Below are 20,484 nucleotides of genomic sequence, written 5' to 3' on the forward strand. Positions count from 1 at the left end.
TAATGGTCTGGAATCTTTTGCGTTCTTATATTTTTTCCGGGTTTAGCCCATCACAGAAAAATGATAGAGTGTCTTGGAACGGAAATTCTCGCCTGCTTTTAAAACAACAGAAGGGAAATGTTCGATATTAATTGCATTTGGATAATGCTGTGTCTCTAAACATACTGCGGAATATGGCGGATAATCTTTGCCATCAATTCCTTTCTGATGAAGGGTATAACAAGGGACATAGAGCTGTACACCCGGCTGGTCGGTAAAGCAGGTCATCCGTATGCCGCTTTCCTTAGACTGTAAAACAGCCGCCTCTCTTAAGCCATCCCCGTTGATTACAAAGTTATGGTCGTAAGTACCACCTAATTTTAACTGGGCATTGTCACAGTGAATGCCGTCACCGATTTTCTTCATCTCACGGAAATCAAATGGGCTTCCCTCCACAGAGAGAAATGCACCGGTAGGACACTGTGTGTCATCCAGTTCTGTAATCGCATCTGCATCAATGCGTAATTCCTGATCTAATACGGTACCGTTTCCTTCCCCATTCAGATTGAAATAACCATGGCTGGTAACAGAGAATACAGTATCCTGATCACAGGCTGCATCGTAAACAATAGATAATTCATTGTCTTCAGACCATCCGTAGGTAACGGAAACTGTAAGGTTACCCGGATAACCTTCTTCTCCATCCGGAGAAATGCGGGTAAAAGTAACTTTATCATCTGTAATTTTTCCGGTCCATACACGCTGACCAAATCCCGTAGGACCACCATGCAGGTGGTTTGGCCCATTATTAATGGCAAGATTGTATTCTTTATCATTTAAGGTAAAGTGCCCTTTGGCGATACGGTTGGCGCATCGACCGACAACAGCTCCCAGGCTGGCATCATCAGCAAGATACTCATCGGCATTCATTAAGCCTAAAATTACATCGGTCAGTTTTCCCTCTTTATTCGGAACCATAATCTTAATAATACGACATCCATAATCCGAAAGTGTAACGGAAGCACCGGATGCATTTTCAATAGTATAAAGGGAAATCGGCTTATTATCTTTGGTCATGCCAAATTCGCTTTTTGTAATTTTCATCTGGAAACTCCTTTCCATAATATTCTAGTGAACATACTGATTATGCCACACTTAGGGCTACATAGCAAGTAGGAAGTGCGGTTTTCGGGTGTTTTCGATTTTCGATGGAAATGGATTTTGAAAACAATTCCAGTTCTTGAACACATAAAGGGAACGTGATATAATAAGCGTTATGAAAACAGAAGTGATAAAAATAGATCAGAATAATATGGATACAGAAGCACTGGAACGTGCAGCCGCAATTATCCGGGATGGAGGGCTGGTGGCATTTCCAACTGAGACGGTATATGGACTGGGCGCAGATGCACTGAGTGCAGAGGCATCGAAGAAAATTTATGCGGCAAAGGGAAGACCATCTGATAATCCTTTGATTGTCCATGTGGCAGAATTTTCAGACATGGAGAAAATCGCACAGGAGATGCCGGAAGAAGCAAAGAAACTTGCAGATGCATTCTGGCCGGGACCGCTGACCATGATTGTGCGCAAGAATGATAAGGTTCCATATGAAACTACGGGGGGGATGGATACGGTGGCAGTCCGCATGCCAAATCACCCGGTTGCACTGGAACTGATCAGGAGAAGCGGTGGATATATTGCAGCACCGAGTGCCAATACATCCGGTAAACCGAGTCCGACTCTGGCAGAGCATGTAGCATTTGATATGGATGGCAGAATTCCGATGATACTGGATGGGGGTCCTGTGGGAATTGGAATTGAATCCACGATTGTTGATCTGACAGAAGACATACCAATGATTTTAAGACCGGGCTATATTACACCGAAAATGTTAGAAAAGGTAATCGGGGAAGTGAAAATGGATCCTGGAATTATTGCTTCGGATTCGCTGCAGAAGCCGAAAGCACCGGGAATGAAATATAAGCATTATGCACCGAAAGCAGATTTGATTCTGGTAGATGGAGAAGAAGAGAAGGTAGTAGCAAAGATTAATGCTTTGGCAAAGGAAGCGGTTCTGCTGGGAAAGAAGGTAGGAGTCATCGGAACAGACGAAACGATAGACCGTTATCCGGAAGGCGAAGTGGTAAGTATTGGTGCACGCAGTGATGAGGATGCAATTGCAAAGCATTTGTATAAACTGTTGCGGGACTTTGATGAGAAAGAAGTAGATATTATTTACTCCGAGAGTTTTGCAACTCCGCGTATTGGGCAGGCAATTATGAATCGTCTGCTGAAGGCTGCAGGACATCAGGTGATTACAGTTTAGAGGAGGTTTTTATGAAGCCATACGATCGCATTGTATTCGTGGCGGAAAGCGGAACATGCAGGGCACCCATGGCGGCCGGTATTTTTCGGGAATATTCCCTGAATCATCCGGTAGAAGTGTTAGTGAGAGGCCTTGTGGTATTATTCCCGGAACCACTGAATCAGAAGGCAGAAGCTGTTATGATAAGCAATGGCATTAACATGGAAGGTTTTATGTCAAGCCAGATTACAGCAGGGGATTTTGGCGAAGATACATTGGTGCTTACAATGGAAGCACAGCAGAGACAGAAATTATTGGAAATGTTTCCGGAGGCGAAGGAAGAAAATGTCCAGGTACTGACGGAGTTAGTAGGGGATGAACTGGAAATCTTAGATCCTTACGGCGGCACACTTCAGTCATACGGGCTTTGCTTTGAGACCATGAATAAGAGTATAAAAAAATTAGTGAAATTATTAAACGAAGGAGAATGATATGTCAAAAGTATTTGTAATGGATCATCCACTGATTCAGCATAAAATCGGCTGGATAAGAAGAAAAGAAACGGGTTCTAAGGAGTTCCGTACATTAATCAGCGAAATCGCTATGTTAATGTGCTACGAGGCAACCAGGGATTTGAAACTTACCGATATCGAAATCGAGACTCCAATCTGCAGGACAACTGTAAAAGAGTTAAAAGGAAAGAAACTGGCAGTGATACCAATCTTGCGTGCAGGTCTTGGAATGGTAGACGGAATGCTTGCAATGATTCCTGCAGCAAAAGTCGGACACATCGGACTTTACCGTGACCCACAGACATTAAAACCGGTAGAATATTACTGCAAGCTTCCGGAGGATTGCGATGAGCGTGAAGTATTTGTTGTAGATCCGATGCTGGCAACCGGTGGTTCTTCTATAGCAGCCATCCAGATGTTAAAAGACAGAGGTGTAAAGAACATCCGCTTTATGTGTATCATTGCAGCGCCAGAGGGCGTAAAGGCAATGCAGGAAGCACATCCGGACGTAGACATTTATATCGGAGCATTAGATGAGAAATTGAATGAGCACTGCTATATTGTACCAGGACTTGGTGATGCAGGAGACAGAATATTCGGAACAAAATAAGTTCAAAGATACATGAAATGTGAAGGGTTCTTAAGTTGAATGGCTTAAGAACCCTTTTTTACATTACTGTCTGGCGCAGTCCACATCCTTCACTTTGAATACGGCATAAAGCCTGCAAGGGACACTAAGAATTTCGAAAAAGATACAGTCTATTCCGGCAACCGGTACAAATTCACATCCATGTTCATCTGCACCTCACCGGCACATCCCTGTGCCGGTGTTGCCTAGAAACAGACGAAATTCCAAGTGCCCCTAACAGCCTTTATCATGTATCCCAAGTGAAGGAAGCGGGCTTCGCCCCGGCAAGTACTTTATTCAGCTAAGAACTGTGTCATTTCCGTAAAAATCTCACAGAAACCGTATAAAACCATAAAAAAATATGGTAAAATAGCAACAGAAAAACCGCAGCAAGGAGGAAATAAAATGAGCCAGAAACGGGAAGACTATATTAGTTGGGATGAATATTTTATGGGCGTGGCAATGTTATCCGGAATGCGCTCCAAGGACCCGAATACACAGGTGGGAGCCTGCATTGTCAGTGAGGATAACAAGATCCTTTCCATGGGATACAACGGACTGCCGAAGGGCTGCTCCGATGATGAATTTCCGTGGGTGAGAGAAGGAGCACCCCTGGAAAATAAATATTTCTATACTACCCACAGCGAATTAAATGCAATTTTAAATTACCGGGGTGGTTCATTGGAGGGAGCGAAAATGTATGTGTCACTGTTTCCGTGTAATGAATGTGCCAAAGCAATCATTCAGGCTGGAATCAAGACTATCGTATATGACAGCGACAAATACCAGAATACTCCGGCAGTTATTGCTTCCAAACGGATGTTAGATGCGGCAGGCGTGCGCTACTATCAGTACACCCACACCAACCGGGAAATAAACATTACCTTGTAATGGACAGGCGAGAAAACAATCAATTGCAGAGGTTTACAACCAATTGAACAAATGACGAAGGTAAGGGAAAAATGTTCTGGTAATATTTGTTAAAAATATGTAAAATTGTAAAATCGTAAAGCTGATTTATAGACATTTTTCATAAAATCTTTATAGACAATTTCCTCAAAAATGATATAATGAGCGTAAGCGAGTCATCATGCTGGCACGTTTTGCAGAGCGTTTCACGAAAATGTAAGGGAAGGAGCTATTCATGAAGAACAGAAATAAAGTGTATGATTCATTGATTTTAATCATGCAGTTCGGTATCAACATGATAGTTCCTATTTTTTTATGTGTTGGACTCGGGGTTTTTATTTACCGAAGATACGGGCATCCGTGGCTGGTGATTCTGCTGTTTTTCCTTGGGGCGGCAGCGGGATTCCAGAATTGCTACCGGATGGCACAGAGGCTTTGGCAGAAAAAAGACACGGGAAAGGTTAAATCAGATGTTAAAAAGGATAAATGATGCATTACCGGAATTGATTCTGGGAATCCTTATATACGAAATTGTGGTGGAATTTACCGGTATCTGGTTTGTAAAGGACAAATTGGGATATTCCAACGGCCTTCTGATTGGAGCAGCAACCGCAATCGGAATGGCAATCCATATGGCAGTGGTTCTGCGGGACAGTATGGATATGGCAGAATCCGGAAGGACAAGACGGATTGCATTGCAGTATGTGCTGCGGTATCTCGTAGTTGTAGCAGTCTTTTTTGCTACGGCATACTTTGAAATAGGCAATGTGATTGTAGCATTTGTGGGAGTAATGGGATTGAAGGTTGGAGCTTACGTTCAACCCTTTACACATAAAGTAATTTTAAAACTTTTAGGGAGAGGTGATGAATCTTCTTAGGGTGAAGAAAAATATAATATAAGGAGGTGAAAGCGTGGATAACGGAATTTTAGCAGCGGGTGCCCAGGATATAGATTTTATGATTCATGGACTGTTTTCCTATAAGATTTTCGGACATGAGGTATGGATTACTACTTCTCATGTATGTATTCTGATAATCATGCTGATACTGATTGCCTTTTCGTTTATTGTAAAACACAAGATGAAAGCGGCAACGGAGGTACCGGGCGGATTCCAGAATGTAGTAGAACTTATGGTGGAAAAATTAGATGGCGTGGTTGACGGTGTCATGGGGAAAAATGCACCGAAGCTGGTGAATTACATCAGCACCATTTTTATCTTTATTCTCATGAGTAATATATCTGGATTATTCGGGCTAAGACCGCCTACCGCAGATTATGGAACGACACTGGCGTTGGGACTTATCACCTTTTCGCTTATCCATATCTGCCAGATAAAGTACCAGAAACCAAAGAAAATCTGGGAAGATATGTGTTCGCCGTTACCACCATGGCTGCCACTGTGGCTGCCAATCAATATCATCAGCGAGATTGCCGTGCCGATTTCCCTGTCACTTCGTTTGTTTGCAAACGTATTATCAGGAACCGTAATGATGGCATTGGTCTATGGACTGTTGTCCAAGATTGCAATTGTCTGGCCGGCGGCGCTTCATGTGTACTTTGATTTGTTCTCAGGAGCAATTCAGACGTATGTATTCTGTATGTTGACTATGACATATGTGAACCAGCAGATGGAAACAGAATAGAACAGTATAAGGAGGATTTATAATTATGAACATTACAGGACAGGATTTAATTTTAGCATGCTCAGCAATTGGTGCAGGACTTGCAGTTATCGCAGGTATCGGACCTGGTATTGGACAGGGTATTGCAGCAGGACACGCAGCAGCAGCTGTAGGCCGTAACCCGGGAGCAAAAGGAGATATTATGTCAACCATGCTTCTTGGACAGGCAGTAGCAGAGACTACCGGTCTTTATGGTCTGTTGATTGCAATGCTTCTGCTTTTCGTAAAACCACTGGTATAAAGTGCGAAGAAATGATTACGAAAAGAAAGGAGGCACAGCAGGAAGAAAATGACCAGATTATTTAATCTTGATTTTCAGTTATTGCATGATACCATCCTTATGGCGATATCCGTTTTCGTATTGTTTACCGTAATGTCTTATAACCTTTTCGAGCCGGTTCGTAAGATGTTAAAGGGACGTCAGGAGAAGATAAAGACGGAACTGGAATCTGCGGCAAGCGACCAGGCAGAAGCAGCAGAATTAAGACAGCAGTATGAAGAGAAGCTTAAGAACGTCGATAAAGAGGCGGAGGTTATCTTAAGTGAAGCCAGAACCAAAGCCCTGCGCAATGAGAACCGCATCATTGGCGAGGCAAAGGAAGAGGCTGCGCGGATTATCCGGCGTGCCAATGAAGAGGCAGAACTGGAGAAAAAACGCGTGATGGATGAGATGAAACAGGAAATGATAGAAATTGCATCTATGATGGCAGGCAAAGTGGTAGCCGCATCCATTGATACAACAATACAGGATGCCCTCGTGGAAGAAACCTTGAAAGAGATGGGTGATACAACATGGCAAAATTAGTTTCCAAAACATACGCAGATGCATTGTTTGAACTCGCCGTGGAAAAGGGATGTGAAGATGCCTGGTTAGAAGATGCGAAAGCACTTCTTGAGATTCTCCATGAGAATGAGGAACTGGCAAAATTGATGAATCATCCACAGATTGTAAAAGAAGAGAAGATTCAGATTATTGAAAACATATTCAAGGGAAAGACCGCGGACGAGATCGTGGGATTGATGTGCCAGCTGATAGAAAAAGACCACTTTAAAGATATGGAAAGCGTATTTGCATGCTTTGTGGATTCCGTAAAAGAATATAAAAATATCGGAACGGCATATGTCATTTCTGCGATGGAGCTGTCAATGCAGCAGAAAGACGAAATCGTAAAGAAACTATTAGAAACCACACATTATGTAGAAATTGAAATGAATTATGAGGTGGATGCATCACTCATTGGAGGCATGGTCATCCGCATAAAAGACAGGGTAGTGGACAGCAGTATCAAAACCAGGCTGCAGAAGCTAACCAGTGAATTATCCAAAATACAGTTGAAAGTAGGTGAAACCGCTTCATGAAATTGAAACCAGAAGAAATCAGTTCCGTTATCAAAGAGCAGATCGAGCGGTATGCATCCCAGTTGGAAGTGGCAGACGTAGGAACTGTCATTCAGGTGGCAGATGGAATTGCACGAATTCACGGCCTTGAAAATGCAATGCAGGGAGAACTTTTGGAATTCCCGGGCGAAGTATATGGAATGGTGCTGAACTTAGAGGAAGATAATGTAGGTGCGGTTCTGTTAGGAGATAAGCGTTCCATCAACGAAGGTGATACCGTAAAGACCACCGGACGTGTAGTAGAGGTTCCGGTCGGAGATGCATTACTGGGACGAGTAGTAAATGCGCTGGGTCAGCCGATTGATGGAAAAGGACCGATTGAGACGGAGAAATACCGCCAGATTGAACGTGTGGCATCCGGTGTTATTTCCAGAAAATCTGTAGATACACCATTACAGACCGGTATTAAGGCAATCGATTCCATGGTGCCGATTGGACGTGGACAGCGTGAGCTTATCATCGGAGATAAGCAGACCGGTAAGACGGCAATTGCAATTGATACCATCATTAACCAGAAGGGACAGGGCGTAAAATGTATTTACGTTGCCATCGGTCAGAAAGCATCTACCGTAGCATCCCTGGTAAAAACATTAGAAGAATTCGGTGCATTAAGCTATACCACAGTTGTTGTATCAACAGCAAGTGAGCTGGCACCATTACAGTATATTGCACCGTATGCAGGATGTGCAATTGGTGAAGAGTGGATGGAGAACGGAGAGGATGTATTAATCGTTTATGACGATTTGAGTAAACATGCTGCTGCATACCGTACCCTTTCCTTGCTGCTTAAGAGACCACCAGGACGTGAGGCTTATCCGGGAGACGTATTCTATCTGCATTCCAGATTATTAGAGCGTGCAGCAAGACTTTCCGATGCTTTGGGTGGAGGTTCCCTGACTGCACTGCCGATTATCGAGACACAGGCAGGAGACGTATCCGCATACATTCCGACCAACGTAATTTCCATTACAGACGGTCAGATTTATCTGGAAACAGATATGTTTAACGCTGGTTTCCGTCCGGCAATCAATGCAGGACTTTCCGTATCCCGGGTTGGTGGAGCTGCGCAGATTAAGGCAATCAAGAAGATTGCAGCACCAATCCGAGTAGAGCTGGCACAGTATCGTGAGCTGGCAGCATTTGCACAGTTTGGTTCTGAGCTGGATGCTGATACCAAAGAGAAATTAGCACAGGGCGAAAGAATCCGTGAAATGTTGAAACAGCCACAGTATCAGCCGATGCCGGTGGAAAAACAGGTAGCAATTATTTATGCTGCAACCAAGAAATATTTACTGGATATTCCGGTGGATGAGATTCTGGCATTTGAAAAAGCATTGTTAGAACTGATTGATACCAAGTATCCGGAGATTTTCGAATCCATTCGTGAAACAAAACAGTTAGACGAAGAAACAGAGCAGAAATTAATTACAGCAATTGAAGCATGTAAGAAAGATTTCAAATAGGCATGTAATATGGTAAAAGGCGGTGAGAGACTATGGCGTCCATGCGTGATATAAAGCGGCGCAAAAGCAGTATTTCCAGCACACAGCAGATTACAAAGGCCATGAAGCTTGTTTCTACCGTAAAACTGCAGAAAGCGAAGGGACATGCAGAACAGGCAAATCCGTATTTTAATTATATGTATCAGACCGTAACTTCCATGCTGGCAAAGAGCGGTTCCATCAATCATCCTTACCTTACCGGTAAAGATTCCGGGCAGAAGGCAGTGATTGTAATTACCTCGAACCGTGGACTGGCAGGAGGCTATAATGCGAATGTCGTAAAGCTGATTACAGAGAGTGACCTTCCAAAGGACAAGCTTTCCATTTATGCAGTTGGTAATAAGGGAAGAGAGTCCTTAGAACATAAGGGATATTCCATTGTAAAGGAACTTCCGGAGCTGATAGAGACACCGGCTTATGATGAGGCGTCCGCATTGGCAAGGGAAGTGCTGGCAGCCTATGAAAAAGGTGAAGTTGGCGAAATTTACCTTGCTTATACACATTTTAAGAATACGGTGGTACATGAGCCGAAATTAATCAAGCTTCTTCCGGTGGATATCGAAGATATGCCGGAGCAGGAAGAAGATAATGTGCTGATGAATTATGAACCAAACCAGGAGGAGGCGCTTAATTTAATCATACCAAAGTATGTAACGAGCCTTCTTTATGGAGCACTGGTAGAAGCAGTAGCCAGTGAAAATGGTGCAAGAATGCAGGCAATGGATTCTGCAACCAGCAATGCAGAGGATATGATCAGTGACCTGTCACTGAAGTACAATCGTGCCCGTCAGGGTTCCATTACACAGGAGCTGACAGAGATTATAGCCGGAGCATCGGCAATTTCTTAATCATATCCATAAGAATAGAGAATAAGGAGTGATAGAAAAAGATGGCAGAAACAAATATTGGAAAAATCACTCAGATAATAGGTGCTGTATTGGATATTAAATTTACCGAAGGAAAGCTTCCGGCAATCAACGAAGCAATCCGTATTACCAGAAAAGATGGTGAAGTTCTGGTAGTAGAGGTATCACAGCATTTAGGAGATGATGTCGTACGTTGTATTGCCATGGGACCTACCGACGGCTTAATCCGTGGTATGGATGCAGAGGCAACCGGTGCACCGATTTCCGTGCCGGTCGGCGAGCATACCTTAGGCAGAATGTTTAACGTATTAGGCGAGCCAATTGATAATGAGGCTCCACCACAGGATGTGGAATATATGCCGATTCACCGGAAAGCCCCAAGCTTTGATGAACAGGCAACTTCTACAGAAATGTTAGAGACAGGAATCAAGGTTGTTGACCTTCTCTGCCCTTACCAGAAGGGTGGAAAAATCGGACTTTTCGGTGGTGCAGGAGTAGGAAAAACCGTATTGATTCAGGAGCTGATTCATAATATCGCAACCGAGCATGGTGGATATTCCGTATTTACCGGTGTAGGTGAGCGTACCCGTGAGGGAAATGACCTTTATTATGAAATGAAGGAATCCGGAGTTATTGATAAGACCACCATGGTATTCGGTCAGATGAACGAGCCGCCTGGAGCACGTATGCGTGTAGGTCTTACCGGACTTACCATGGCGGAGTATTTCCGTGATAAAGGTGGAAAGGATGTACTGTTATTCATTGATAACATTTTCCGTTTCACACAGGCAGGTTCTGAGGTGTCTGCACTGTTAGGACGTATGCCTTCCGCAGTAGGATACCAGCCGACCTTACAGACTGAGATGGGTGCATTGCAGGAGCGTATCACTTCTACCAAGAATGGTTCCATTACATCCGTTCAGGCAGTCTATGTACCGGCGGATGACCTTACTGATCCGGCTCCGGCAACTACATTTGCCCATCTGGATGCCACTACTGTACTGGATCGTTCTATCGTAGAGCTTGGTATTTATCCGGCAGTAGACCCACTTGGTTCTACATCCAGAATCCTTGACCCTCGTATTGTAGGGCAGGAGCATTTTGAAGTAGCCCGTGGAGTACAGGAGATTCTTCAGAAATATAAAGAATTACAGGATATTATTGCAATTCTTGGTATGGATGAGCTGTCAGAAGAGGACAAGCTGGTAGTAAGCCGTGCAAGAAAAGTACAGCGTTTCTTGTCACAGCCATTCTTCGTAGCAACCCAGTTTACCGGTCTTGATGGAAAATATGTACCGGTAGCCGAGACCATCCGCGGCTTCCGTGAAATCTTAGAAGGAAAGCATGATGATGTACCGGAGAGCTATTTCCTGAATGCCGGAAGTATTGACGAAGTACGTGCCCGTATGAAGTAAGGGGTGAAGCCATGGCAGACGAGAAGAAAGCATTTGAGGTAGAAATCATTACCCCGGAGCGAATCTTTTATACCGGGGAAGCAACCATGATAGAATTCAATACAACAGAAGGAGAAATCGGTGTCTATCCGGACCACATTCCGCTGACAACGGTGCTTGCTCCCGGTGTTGTGACCATTACCAATGGCGAAGATGTAAAAGAAGCTGCGGTTCATGCAGGCTTTGCAGAGATTTTGGGCGATAAGGTAACACTGCTGGCAGAGATTGCCGAGTGGCCGGATGAAATCGATGAGAAGCGTGCCGAGGCAGCAAAAGAGCGTGCCGAAGCCCGTATTGCAGCTAAGGCTGCAGATACAGATATGCTCCGTGCGGAATTTGCATTGCGTAAGGCGCTGGTGCGAATTGAAGTGAAACATTAAAAACGGTGTATACAAAAGATAAAATATGATGTAAGGAAGGTACCCTCTTTACCGTAGAAAACGGTAGAGAGGGTATTTTTTACTTTACAGGAAATTACTTTCCTGTAAAGTAAAAAACGCTCCGCGAGGATGCACACTGCGGCGTATAAGGTAGATGTCGCAAGCGACCGCCGCAGGCGCGAGAATGTGCCGAGGCACATTCTTTGTTTCCTTTACAGGAAATTGCTTTCCGGTAGAGTGAAAAAGGGGGATATGTTTTAAGAGAGGTTTCTACATAGTTTATAATAATTTAAGAAAATATTTATACCATACCATAGGGGAAAGCTATATAATGAATTTCAAACAGAATGAAAAGGATGAAGAAACAGTTTATGAGTGAAAACAGAATGCCGGAAGAAAAACGTATCCTGCGGGGATTATCAAAGGAAGAAGTAGAAGAACGCTTTATAGAAGGATTTGTAAATAAAACAGACATCAGCACAGAGAAGAGCACAAAGGAAATCGTAAAGTCCAATGTATTTACATACTTTAACTTTATTTTCTTGGTCATTACGATTCTGCTTTGTGTGGTCGGTTCTTTCCGGAACCTGACTTTCCTGCCAATCATCATCGGAAATACGCTGATTGGAATTATTCAGGAATTGCGGGCGAAGAAAGTCTTAGATAAGATGAGCCTTCTGAATGCACCCCATGCCATTGTTATCCGGGATGGAGAGCAGAAGAAAATTTTATCGGAGCAGCTGGTGAAGGATGATGTCATTTTACTGACTGCAGGAACCCAGATTTGTGCAGACGCCGTTGTTCTGGAAGGTACGATTCAGGTAAATGAATCATTGCTGACCGGAGAAGCCGATGAAATTGAGAAAACACCGGGAAGCAGGCTGATGTCCGGAAGCTTTGTGGTATCCGGAGAATGTTATGCGAGACTGGAGAAGGTAGGAAAGCATTCTTACATTTCCAGGCTGACTGCAGAAGCAAAAGCGATGGGAAATGAAGAACAGTCCGAGATGATTCGCTCTATTAACCAGTTGGTAAAATGGATTGGTATTGTGATTATTCCGATTGGAATCATTTTATTCTGGCAGGGCTATATCGTAAATGGAGAGACTTTCCAGAAGAGCATCGTTTCCATGGTGGCAGCAATTATCGGAATGATACCGGAGGGCTTGTATCTTCTGACAACCATAGCTCTGGCACTTGGAACCATGCGGTTGGCAAAACGGCATGTACTGCTCCATGACATGAAGAGTATCGAAGCACTGGCAAGAGTTGATGTGCTCTGTGTCGATAAAACCGGAACCATAACGGAAGCCGGTATGGAAGTGGCAAAAATTGTTCCGGCGAAGGATGCGGAAAATACATTTCTTCAGTCTCTGCTTCGGGATTATGCGTCAGCAGTGCCGGATAATAATGCTACTATGGAAGCAATTCGTGATCATCTGGAGCGGAAGGGCAAAGATAAGGATAGAGATAGTGATACCGACAGCAATAAAGATAAAACAGCGGAAGTACAGACCTTTATGGCTGCCCGGCGGAAAGCACTGGAGGTTATGCCGTTTACTTCTGCAACAAAATACAGTGGCGTTGTATTTGAGGATGGAAAATATCTTCTGGGTGCGCCGGAATTTGTGATGGGAAATGCCTTTGAAGAAATTGCAGATGAAATCAGGGAATATACGAAAAAAGGTTATCGTGTGCTTTTGCTGGCAAAATATCCGGGCAGTGATATCAAGGGAACCCTGACCGAAAAACCGGAGCCGCTGGGTTATGTGATTCTTTCCAATCCAATTCGTGAAAATGCGAAGAAGACCTTTGGTTATTTTAAGACTCAGGGTGTAGCAGTGAAAGTAATTTCCGGTGATAACCCGGAGACCGTATCCGAAGTGGCACGATGTGCCGGAATCGAGCATGCGGAGAAATATGTGGATGCAGGCACACTGGATACCGATGAGAAAATTTATGATGCGGCAGACCGCTATACCGTATTTGGACGGGTAACTCCGAAACAGAAGCAGAAGCTGGTACATGCATTGCAGGATGCGGGACATACCGTAGCAATGACCGGCGATGGAGTTAACGATATTCTGGCAATGAAGGATGCGGATTGCAGCGTGGCGATGGCGTCCGGAAGTGAAGCAGCAGCACAGGCGGCGCAGGTAGTTCTTTTAGATTCCGATTTTGCCCATATGCCGGATGTGGTATCAGAAGGACGGCAGGTAGTAAACAATGTGCAGCGTTCTGCCAGCCTGTTTCTGGTAAAAAATATATTCTCTCTGTTAATGGCAATCTTTGCAGTGGTATCGACAATTACTTATCCGTTAGAGCCGGCACAGATTTCCCTCATCAGTATGTTTACCATTGGGGCACCGGGATTCTTACTGGCATTGGAGCCAAACTGCAACCGTATTGAAGGACGGTTTTTACGGAAAGTATTATTAAAAGCATTTCCGGCAGGACTGACCGATGTATTAATCGTTGGTTCGCTGGTAGTCTGCGGAGAAGTATTTTCTATACCTGCTTCCGATGTGGCAACTGCATCCACCATGCTTTTATGTGTTGTAGGATTTATGATTCTGATTAAAATCAGCCATCCGATGAATAAGTTTAAATATGGAATTTTAATTTTTAATATCGCCGGGCTGCTTTTCTGCGGCATCTGCTTAAACCAGTTATTTGCCATGAGCCAGATGTCTAAGATTAGTATTCTTCTGATGATTGTATTTGCTTTTGCTGCAGAGTCACTGTTCCGTTACCTGACAATCGGGGTGGAAGGAATTGCAAAATTCATCAGTTCACGGGCACATCGCGGTGCTCCACAGAAGTAGAGAATACAATTAGTGTTTTGGTTCGTCCGAAATGCTGCAGTTCGTTGATGAAGTGGTCAAGCTGGATGGTAGTCTGAAACATGACTTCCACCAGCATGGCATAATCACCGGTGACACAATTACATTCAATCACATTGGGAATTCTATCGATGAAAGGGTAGAATTCCTTTTTTTGTGCCGGTTCCACCTCAAGATTAATGAAAGCCTTAATGTGATAGCCAAAGAGCATGGGATTTACAGTGGCATGATAGCCGGTTAAAATCCCTCGTTTTTCCAACCGCTCAATCCGGGCAGAAACCGCCGGGGAAGATAAAAAGACTTCCTTTGCAATATCCTTGACCGGAGTGCGGGCATTTTCCTGTAAGATCCGGATGATGCTTTTGTCAATGTTGTCTAATTCTTTTTCCATAAAGGCTCCTTTCGTTCTCATACAGCGTTTTGCTTTCACTCATTGTAGCACAAAAGTATTTCTCTGAAAAGACAGATACTTAAGAAAATAAAGAAAACAACAAACAATATTAAAATAATTAATCAAAAACAAGCAAAAAACAAATATAAAGCACGTTTTAACTTAAAACTATTTACCTTCTGGTCAAAGAGTGCTAGTCTTTGACAGAACCAAAAAACAAAAAATAAAAATTGAAAACAAACCCTTGTGACAATGGCGTCAGGACAGGATAAGACTGTCTTGACGCTATTTGCGTTACTAAGTAGGGCTAAAAAATAAGAAAGAGAGAGGGAAACATCATGACAGAAGAAATGCGTATGGAATCCGATTCAATTGGAACAATGGAAGTGCCAAAGGAGGCTTATTATGGCGTACAGGCTTTGCGGGCAAAACAGAATTTTCCGATTACAGGACAGAGTCTGCATCCTGTATTTATCCGCAACCTTGCAAAAGTAAAGAAGGCAGCGGCACAGAGTAATCGGAATGCGCTGGCTCTTCCGGCAGATAAGGCAGAAGCAATTATAAGAGCCTGTGATGAAGTGATTCGTGGATGTTTTGCCGATGAATTTATTGTAGATGCTATTCAGGGTGGCGCCGGAACCAGTGCCAATATGAACATGAACGAGGTGCTGGCAAACCGTGCCAATGAATGGATGGGAGGAAGAAAAGGTGATTATAGCCGGATTCATCCGAATGACCATGTGAATATGTCCCAGTCCACCAATGATGTGATTCCAACAGCCGGAAAACTTACGGTGCTGGAACTGTTAAAACCGTTGCTGGCAGAACTGGATGGACTGGAGAGGGAGCTTCGGATTAAAGCAGCAGAATTTGATGGAATCTTAAAAATGGGAAGAACGCAGCTTCAGGATGCAGTGCCGATGCGCCTCGGACAGACCTTTCATGCCTATGCAACCATGGTAAAACGTGATTATGAGCGGCTGAAAGAAGTAAGATGTGAAATGTTTACTGTAAATCTGGGGGGAACCGCAATTGGAACTGCCATCAATGTTTCTCCGGCATATTTATCTAACGTGGTGCCGACACTGGCAAAGATAACCGGTTATCCACTGAAGCAGGCAGAGGATTTATTTGATGCTACAGAGAATCTGGATGGATTCGTGATGGTATCCGGTGCACTGAAAGCATGCGCCGTAGACCTTTCAAAAATGTGTAATGATTTAAGACTGTTATCCTCCGGACCAAGAACCGGGTTTGGTGAAATTAACCTTCCGGCAAGACAGAATGGTTCTTCTATTATGCCGGGCAAAGTAAATCCGGTTATTCCGGAAGTGGTAAGCCAGGTAGCGTTCCATGTCATTGGAAATGACACAGCAATTACCATGGCGGCAGAGGCAGGACAGATGGAACTGAATGCTTTTGAGCCGGTGGTATTTTACAGCCTTTTTGATTCCATCGATACTTTAAAAGAAGCGGTTGAGACACTGACAAAGAATTGTATACATGGAATCACAGCCAATGAGGCACACTGCCGCAGTCTGGTAGACAAGAGTGTTGGTATTTCCACAGCACTTTGCCCGTATCTTGGATATAAGGAATCTGCCGACATTGCAAAGACAGCACTCCGGGAGAACAAGAGTGTAAGAGAAATCGTTCTGGAACGGAAGCTGATGAGTGAAACGGATTTAGAGCATGTACTGAATCCGGAAATGATGACAGAAGTACATTTTGAACAGAGAAAAGCAATGTAGCCAATATAAAAATAACAGAAGCAGCGTCACGATCGGGGAAAAGCGAAAGTCTTATTCCACGAAACCGGATGCTGCTTTTTTTCTGGTGGAATATATAGAAGAAAATTCAAACCTGCATGCAGATTTGATGAGTGCTGAAATAATTTTAGGAACGCACAAAGATACAAAACAGTCTGCGTTTTATTGAAAAAAGCGGCGGATTATATTATGATATGAAGTATAAAAAGTGTGTAAATAGTAAGTAAAAACAAGTAGGAGGAAAACGTATGGAAGCGTCCAAAGTATACTATACCAGTTTTAAAACCAGCGGCTCAGAAAATTTGTTGCAGAAGCTGCGTCGCCTTTGTATTACAGCTGGAATGAAAAATATTGATTTTGAAGATAAATATGCAGCAATTAAGATTCATTTCGGAGAGTTAGGAAATCTTGCATTTCTGCGTCCGAATTATGCCAAAGTAGTGGTGGATCTTGTAAAAGAATGTGGAGGAAAAGCATTTCTTACGGATTGCAATACCCTTTATGTAGGAAGCAGAAAGAATGCACTGGATCATATGGATACAGCATATGAAAACGGATTTACACCATTTTCCACCGGATGCCATGTGATTATCGCAGATGGGCTGAAAGGAACAGACGAAGCACTGGTTCCGGTAGACGGGGAATATGTGAAGGAAGCCAAAATCGGAAGAGCCGTGATGGATGCAGATGTATTTATTTCCCTGACACATTTTAAAGGACATGAGGGGGCCGGATTTGGCGGTGCTTTAAAAAATATTGGAATGGGCTGTGGTTCCCGTGCCGGAAAAATGGAAATGCATTGCTCCGGCAAACCGGCGGTAGACCAGAGCCTGTGTGTAGGCTGTGGAGCCTGTGTAAGAATCTGTGCCCATGATGCACCACATATCACAGATGGCAAGGCAGGTATTGATGAAAATAAATGTGTGGGCTGTGGCAGATGTATCGGCGTATGCCCAAAAGACGCAGTCAATCCAACCAACTGGGATGCATCCAATCTTTTGAATTACCGGATTGCAGAGTATTCCAAGGCAGTCTGCCAGAACCGCCCGTGTTTCCATATTTCGCTGGTATGTGATGTGTCACCGAACTGCGACTGCCATCCAGAAAATGATATTCCTATTATCCCGGATGTAGGAATGTTTGCATCCTTCGATCCGGTAGCACTGGACATGGCATGTGCAGATGCCTGCAATAAGCAGCCGGTAGTACACGGCAGTGTATTGGAAGAACAGATGCAGCATGTTCATGAGAAAGACCATTTTCATATGGTGCATCCGGATACCAACTGGGAATCCTGTGTAGAGCATGCAGAAAAAATCGGACTTGGAACCCGTAACTACGAGTTAGTCCGTATTTAAACGAATTTCGATACGGAAGAGATTTTATGTATTGTTTTCGTTTTCTGGATTTATCCAACGATTTCCAAAAGCAGAACACAGCTGCTTCTAATTCAGACATTTTTATTTTTCTTATAGCGTCCTGTCTTTCCAATGTTTGATAGTATACTTCCGGCGGTTCGTCTGCATACGGATACCATTTATGCAGTCTGTTAGGGACTCTTAGAATTTCGACAGCAACCGGCAACGCTGGCGCAGGGACGTGCCAGCGAGGCGCAACTGAACATGGATGTGAATTTGCGCCGGTTGCCGCAAAATATAGATTGTATATCGAAATTCTTAGAGTCCCTTGCAGACATAATGTTGGTATCCGTAGCAGACGGACAGTCGGAAGTATCCGGTCAAAGCAACCAGAAAGACAAAACGGCAGAAAGCAAAAATGTCTGAAAGAAGCAGGCGTATTCTGCTTAAAAGAAAATCTAATGGATAAATCCAGAAAACAAAATTACAATACCCTAAAAATTTCTTTCGCATCTAAAATAGAAAAAAAGGAGAACAATATGAGGGGACAAAAAATAAGAGCAAAGCTACAAGCACTATTACTGGCAGCATGCATGGGGGTATGCAGTCTGCAGGTAACAACAGCATCCGCAACAGAAGAAAAGCCGAAGTCGGTGGATATCGTATTTACCCATGATACCCACTCCCATTTGAACAGCTTCCGTACGGTAGTAGATGGAGAAAATGTGGAAGCAGGCGGATTTGCACGAATCAAAACAGTCATTGATGAGAAGAAGGAAGAAAATCCGGATACACTGGTGGTAGACGGTGGTGATTTTTCCATGGGAACACTGTTCCAGACAGTTTATGAAGAAGAGGCATCTGAGCTTCGGATGTTAGGCTATCTTGGCTATGATGCAACGACCTTTGGAAACCATGAATTTGATTATCGAAGCAAAGGCTTAGCGCAGATGCTTGATACAGCGGCAGCCAGCGGTGATGTAGTGCCGTCCCTGCTGGTCTGTAATGTTGACTGGTCAGAGATGAATGATGAGAGACAGCTTTTAAAAGATGCCTTTGATCATTATGGTGTAAAGGATTATGAAGTCATCGAGAAGGGCGGTGTAAAAATCGCATTGCTTGGAGTATTCGGCAAGGATTCCCTTTCCTGTGCACCAACCTGTGCGCTTGAGTTTAAAGATCCGATCGAGGCGGTGAGGGAGACTGTGGCAGCCATAAAGGAAAAAGAAGATGTGGATATGATTGTCTGCCTCTCCCACAGTGGAACCAGTGAAGACCCGAAGAAATCTGAGGATGAACTTCTTGCAAAGGCAGTGCCGGAGCTGGATGTTATCATCAGCGGACATACCCATACCACATTGGAAGAGCCGATTATCGAAGGAAATACAGCTATTGTATCTGCCGGAGAATATGGCATTAATGTAGGAAGTATGCACCTTTCCCAGAATGCCGAAGGACGCTGGGAGGTAGAGGATTATAATCTGATTCCGATTCGCCCGGATATTGAGGCAGATGAGGCGGCCCAGGAGAAGATAGATGCTTTTGAAGCCAATATTGATGATACTTACCTGAAACAGTTTGGATACACTGCTTCTGAAGTATTGTGTGAAAATGATTATGAATTTGCGTCAGTAGATGATTTATATACGAAGCATACGGAACATAATCTGGGAGATATTATGGCGGATGCCTATATTTACGGGGCAACCCATACGAAGGATTATGATGGAGAAGAAATTGATGTGGCAGTCGTTCCAAGCGGAACTGTCCGTGATACCTATGTGCCGGGGGATATTACGGTAACAGATGTCTTTAACTCCTTCTCCCTTGGAATCGGGGCAGATGGTGTGCCGGGTTACCCGCTGATTAAGGTATACCTGACCGGAAAAGAATTAAAGACGGTAGCAGAGATTGATGCTTCCATTTCCGATTATATGACAACGGCAAGACTTTACTGCTCCGGACTGAATATGACCTATAATCCCAACCGTCTGATATTAAACCGGGTAACAGATGTATATCTGACGAAGAATGATAAGAGAGAAGAAATTGAAGATGACAAATTATACTGCGTCGTAGCTGACCTTTACAGCGGCCAGATGCTTAGTGCAGTAACGGATATGTCATATGGACTGCTTTCCATTGTGCCAAAGAATGCAGATGGAAGTAAAGTAGAAGATTTTGAAGACTGCATTATTTATGATGGTGACCAGGAATTAAAGGCATGGGTATCCATTGCCCGCTATATGGAATCCTTTGAAGAAGGAGAAAATGGTATTGCAGAGATGCCGGAATATTATAACGGACTTCATGACCGCAAGGTGGTAGATGATGATAAGAGCCTTGGCGCAAGACTGAAAAATCCGAATAAATATGCAGCAATGATTGTGGGAGTTGTTCTTGTGGTACTCCTTGTTCTGATTTTCATAATCGTATTGATTGTCAAAGTCATACGCCGCATCCGCAGAAGAAAATTGAAAAAAAGTTAACACATGAGTGGAAGTGTG

Annotated in this window: 20 protein-coding genes; 18 read left to right on the plus strand and 2 right to left on the minus strand. The window is 43.7% G+C overall.

Going from position 1 to position 20,484, the window contains the following annotated elements; translation table 11 throughout:
* Positions 1–42 precede the first annotated feature (42 nt).
* On the minus strand, positions 43–1,083 hold the full coding sequence (locus DWV68_RS06485; RefSeq protein ID WP_118173597.1) for an aldose epimerase family protein: 1,041 nt from the start codon (positions 1,081–1,083) through the stop codon (positions 43–45).
* A gap of 172 nt (positions 1,084–1,255) precedes the next feature.
* On the opposite strand from DWV68_RS06485, the gene DWV68_RS06490 reads away from it, so the two are divergent.
* The 15 genes from DWV68_RS06490 to DWV68_RS06560 all read left to right on the plus strand — a co-directional run bounded on the left by DWV68_RS06490 (position 1,256) and on the right by DWV68_RS06560 (position 14,441).
* Entirely contained in the window at positions 1,256–2,305 is a 1,050-nt protein-coding gene (locus DWV68_RS06490; protein ID WP_118665336.1) for an L-threonylcarbamoyladenylate synthase, read from the plus strand.
* Between the two features lie 11 nt (positions 2,306–2,316).
* Positions 2,317–2,775 (plus strand): arsenate reductase/protein-tyrosine-phosphatase family protein, encoded by a 459-nt coding sequence (locus DWV68_RS06495; RefSeq protein WP_117841861.1) that lies wholly within the window; start codon positions 2,317–2,319, stop codon positions 2,773–2,775.
* A 1-nt stretch (position 2,776) separates the two neighbouring features.
* The gene (gene upp, locus DWV68_RS06500; protein ID WP_117698874.1) at positions 2,777–3,406 is read left to right on the plus strand and encodes a uracil phosphoribosyltransferase; all 630 of its coding nucleotides are present in this window, start codon (positions 2,777–2,779) and stop codon (positions 3,404–3,406) included.
* Between the two features lie 423 nt (positions 3,407–3,829).
* Entirely contained in the window at positions 3,830–4,315 is a 486-nt protein-coding gene (locus DWV68_RS06505; protein WP_022242836.1) for a deoxycytidylate deaminase, read from the plus strand.
* A 253-nt stretch (positions 4,316–4,568) separates the two neighbouring features.
* Positions 4,569–4,823, plus strand: a complete 255-nt coding sequence (locus DWV68_RS06510; RefSeq protein ID WP_022242837.1) for an AtpZ/AtpI family protein — start codon at positions 4,569–4,571, stop codon at positions 4,821–4,823.
* Positions 4,804–5,211, plus strand: a complete 408-nt coding sequence (locus tag DWV68_RS06515; RefSeq protein WP_022242838.1) for a hypothetical protein — start codon at positions 4,804–4,806, stop codon at positions 5,209–5,211. Before DWV68_RS06510 ends, DWV68_RS06515 begins: the two co-directional genes overlap by 20 nt.
* Before the next feature lie 79 nt (positions 5,212–5,290).
* Entirely contained in the window at positions 5,291–5,977 is a 687-nt protein-coding gene (gene atpB, locus DWV68_RS06520; RefSeq protein WP_117698891.1) for a F0F1 ATP synthase subunit A, read from the plus strand.
* A gap of 25 nt (positions 5,978–6,002) precedes the next feature.
* Entirely contained in the window at positions 6,003–6,257 is a 255-nt protein-coding gene (atpE, locus tag DWV68_RS06525; protein WP_007890533.1) for an ATP synthase F0 subunit C, read from the plus strand.
* A 48-nt stretch (positions 6,258–6,305) separates the two neighbouring features.
* A complete protein-coding gene (atpF, locus tag DWV68_RS06530) occupies positions 6,306–6,821 on the plus strand; it encodes a F0F1 ATP synthase subunit B (protein WP_117698877.1) in 516 nt (171 codons plus the stop codon).
* The gene (gene atpH / locus DWV68_RS06535) at positions 6,809–7,375 is read left to right on the plus strand and encodes an ATP synthase F1 subunit delta (RefSeq protein WP_118057587.1); all 567 of its coding nucleotides are present in this window, start codon (positions 6,809–6,811) and stop codon (positions 7,373–7,375) included. The genes atpF and atpH overlap by 13 nt, the downstream gene beginning before the upstream one ends.
* Entirely contained in the window at positions 7,372–8,877 is a 1,506-nt protein-coding gene (gene atpA, locus DWV68_RS06540) for a F0F1 ATP synthase subunit alpha (protein WP_022242842.1), read from the plus strand. The genes atpH and atpA overlap by 4 nt, the downstream gene beginning before the upstream one ends.
* A gap of 32 nt (positions 8,878–8,909) precedes the next feature.
* The gene (atpG, locus tag DWV68_RS06545) at positions 8,910–9,764 is read left to right on the plus strand and encodes an ATP synthase F1 subunit gamma (RefSeq protein ID WP_117947283.1); all 855 of its coding nucleotides are present in this window, start codon (positions 8,910–8,912) and stop codon (positions 9,762–9,764) included.
* 41 nt (positions 9,765–9,805) lie between these two features.
* Positions 9,806–11,197 carry a F0F1 ATP synthase subunit beta gene (gene atpD, locus DWV68_RS06550; protein ID WP_117841866.1) on the plus strand — a complete coding sequence of 464 codons (1,392 nt, stop codon included), beginning with the start codon at positions 9,806–9,808 and terminating at the stop codon, positions 11,195–11,197.
* 11 nt (positions 11,198–11,208) lie between these two features.
* Entirely contained in the window at positions 11,209–11,616 is a 408-nt protein-coding gene (gene atpC, locus DWV68_RS06555; protein ID WP_022242845.1) for an ATP synthase F1 subunit epsilon, read from the plus strand.
* 371 nt (positions 11,617–11,987) lie between these two features.
* The gene (locus DWV68_RS06560) at positions 11,988–14,441 is read left to right on the plus strand and encodes a cation-translocating P-type ATPase (protein ID WP_242994289.1); all 2,454 of its coding nucleotides are present in this window, start codon (positions 11,988–11,990) and stop codon (positions 14,439–14,441) included.
* Here DWV68_RS06560 and DWV68_RS06565 read toward each other — a convergent pair.
* On the minus strand, positions 14,404–14,850 hold the full coding sequence (locus DWV68_RS06565) for an Lrp/AsnC family transcriptional regulator (RefSeq protein WP_022242847.1): 447 nt from the start codon (positions 14,848–14,850) through the stop codon (positions 14,404–14,406). The two genes, DWV68_RS06560 and DWV68_RS06565, sit on opposite strands and share 38 nt — an antisense overlap.
* A 338-nt stretch (positions 14,851–15,188) precedes the next feature.
* On the opposite strand from DWV68_RS06565, the gene DWV68_RS06570 reads away from it, so the two are divergent.
* The 3 genes from DWV68_RS06570 to DWV68_RS06585 all read left to right on the plus strand — a co-directional run bounded on the left by DWV68_RS06570 (position 15,189) and on the right by DWV68_RS06585 (position 20,466).
* Positions 15,189–16,601: an aspartate ammonia-lyase gene (locus DWV68_RS06570; RefSeq protein ID WP_118087996.1), complete on the plus strand. Its 1,413-nt coding sequence runs from the start codon at positions 15,189–15,191 to the stop codon at positions 16,599–16,601.
* 266 nt (positions 16,602–16,867) lie between these two features.
* Positions 16,868–17,977: a DUF362 domain-containing protein gene (locus tag DWV68_RS06580; protein WP_118087998.1), complete on the plus strand. Its 1,110-nt coding sequence runs from the start codon at positions 16,868–16,870 to the stop codon at positions 17,975–17,977.
* A 539-nt stretch (positions 17,978–18,516) separates the two neighbouring features.
* Positions 18,517–20,466, plus strand: a complete 1,950-nt coding sequence (locus DWV68_RS06585) for a bifunctional metallophosphatase/5'-nucleotidase (RefSeq protein ID WP_118087999.1) — start codon at positions 18,517–18,519, stop codon at positions 20,464–20,466.
* Positions 20,467–20,484 lie beyond the last annotated feature (18 nt).

It is taken from the genome of Roseburia sp. AF12-17LB (genome assembly GCF_003479605.1).
In the GTDB taxonomy this organism is placed as follows: Bacteria; Bacillota; Clostridia; order Lachnospirales; family Lachnospiraceae; genus Roseburia_C; species Roseburia_C amylophila.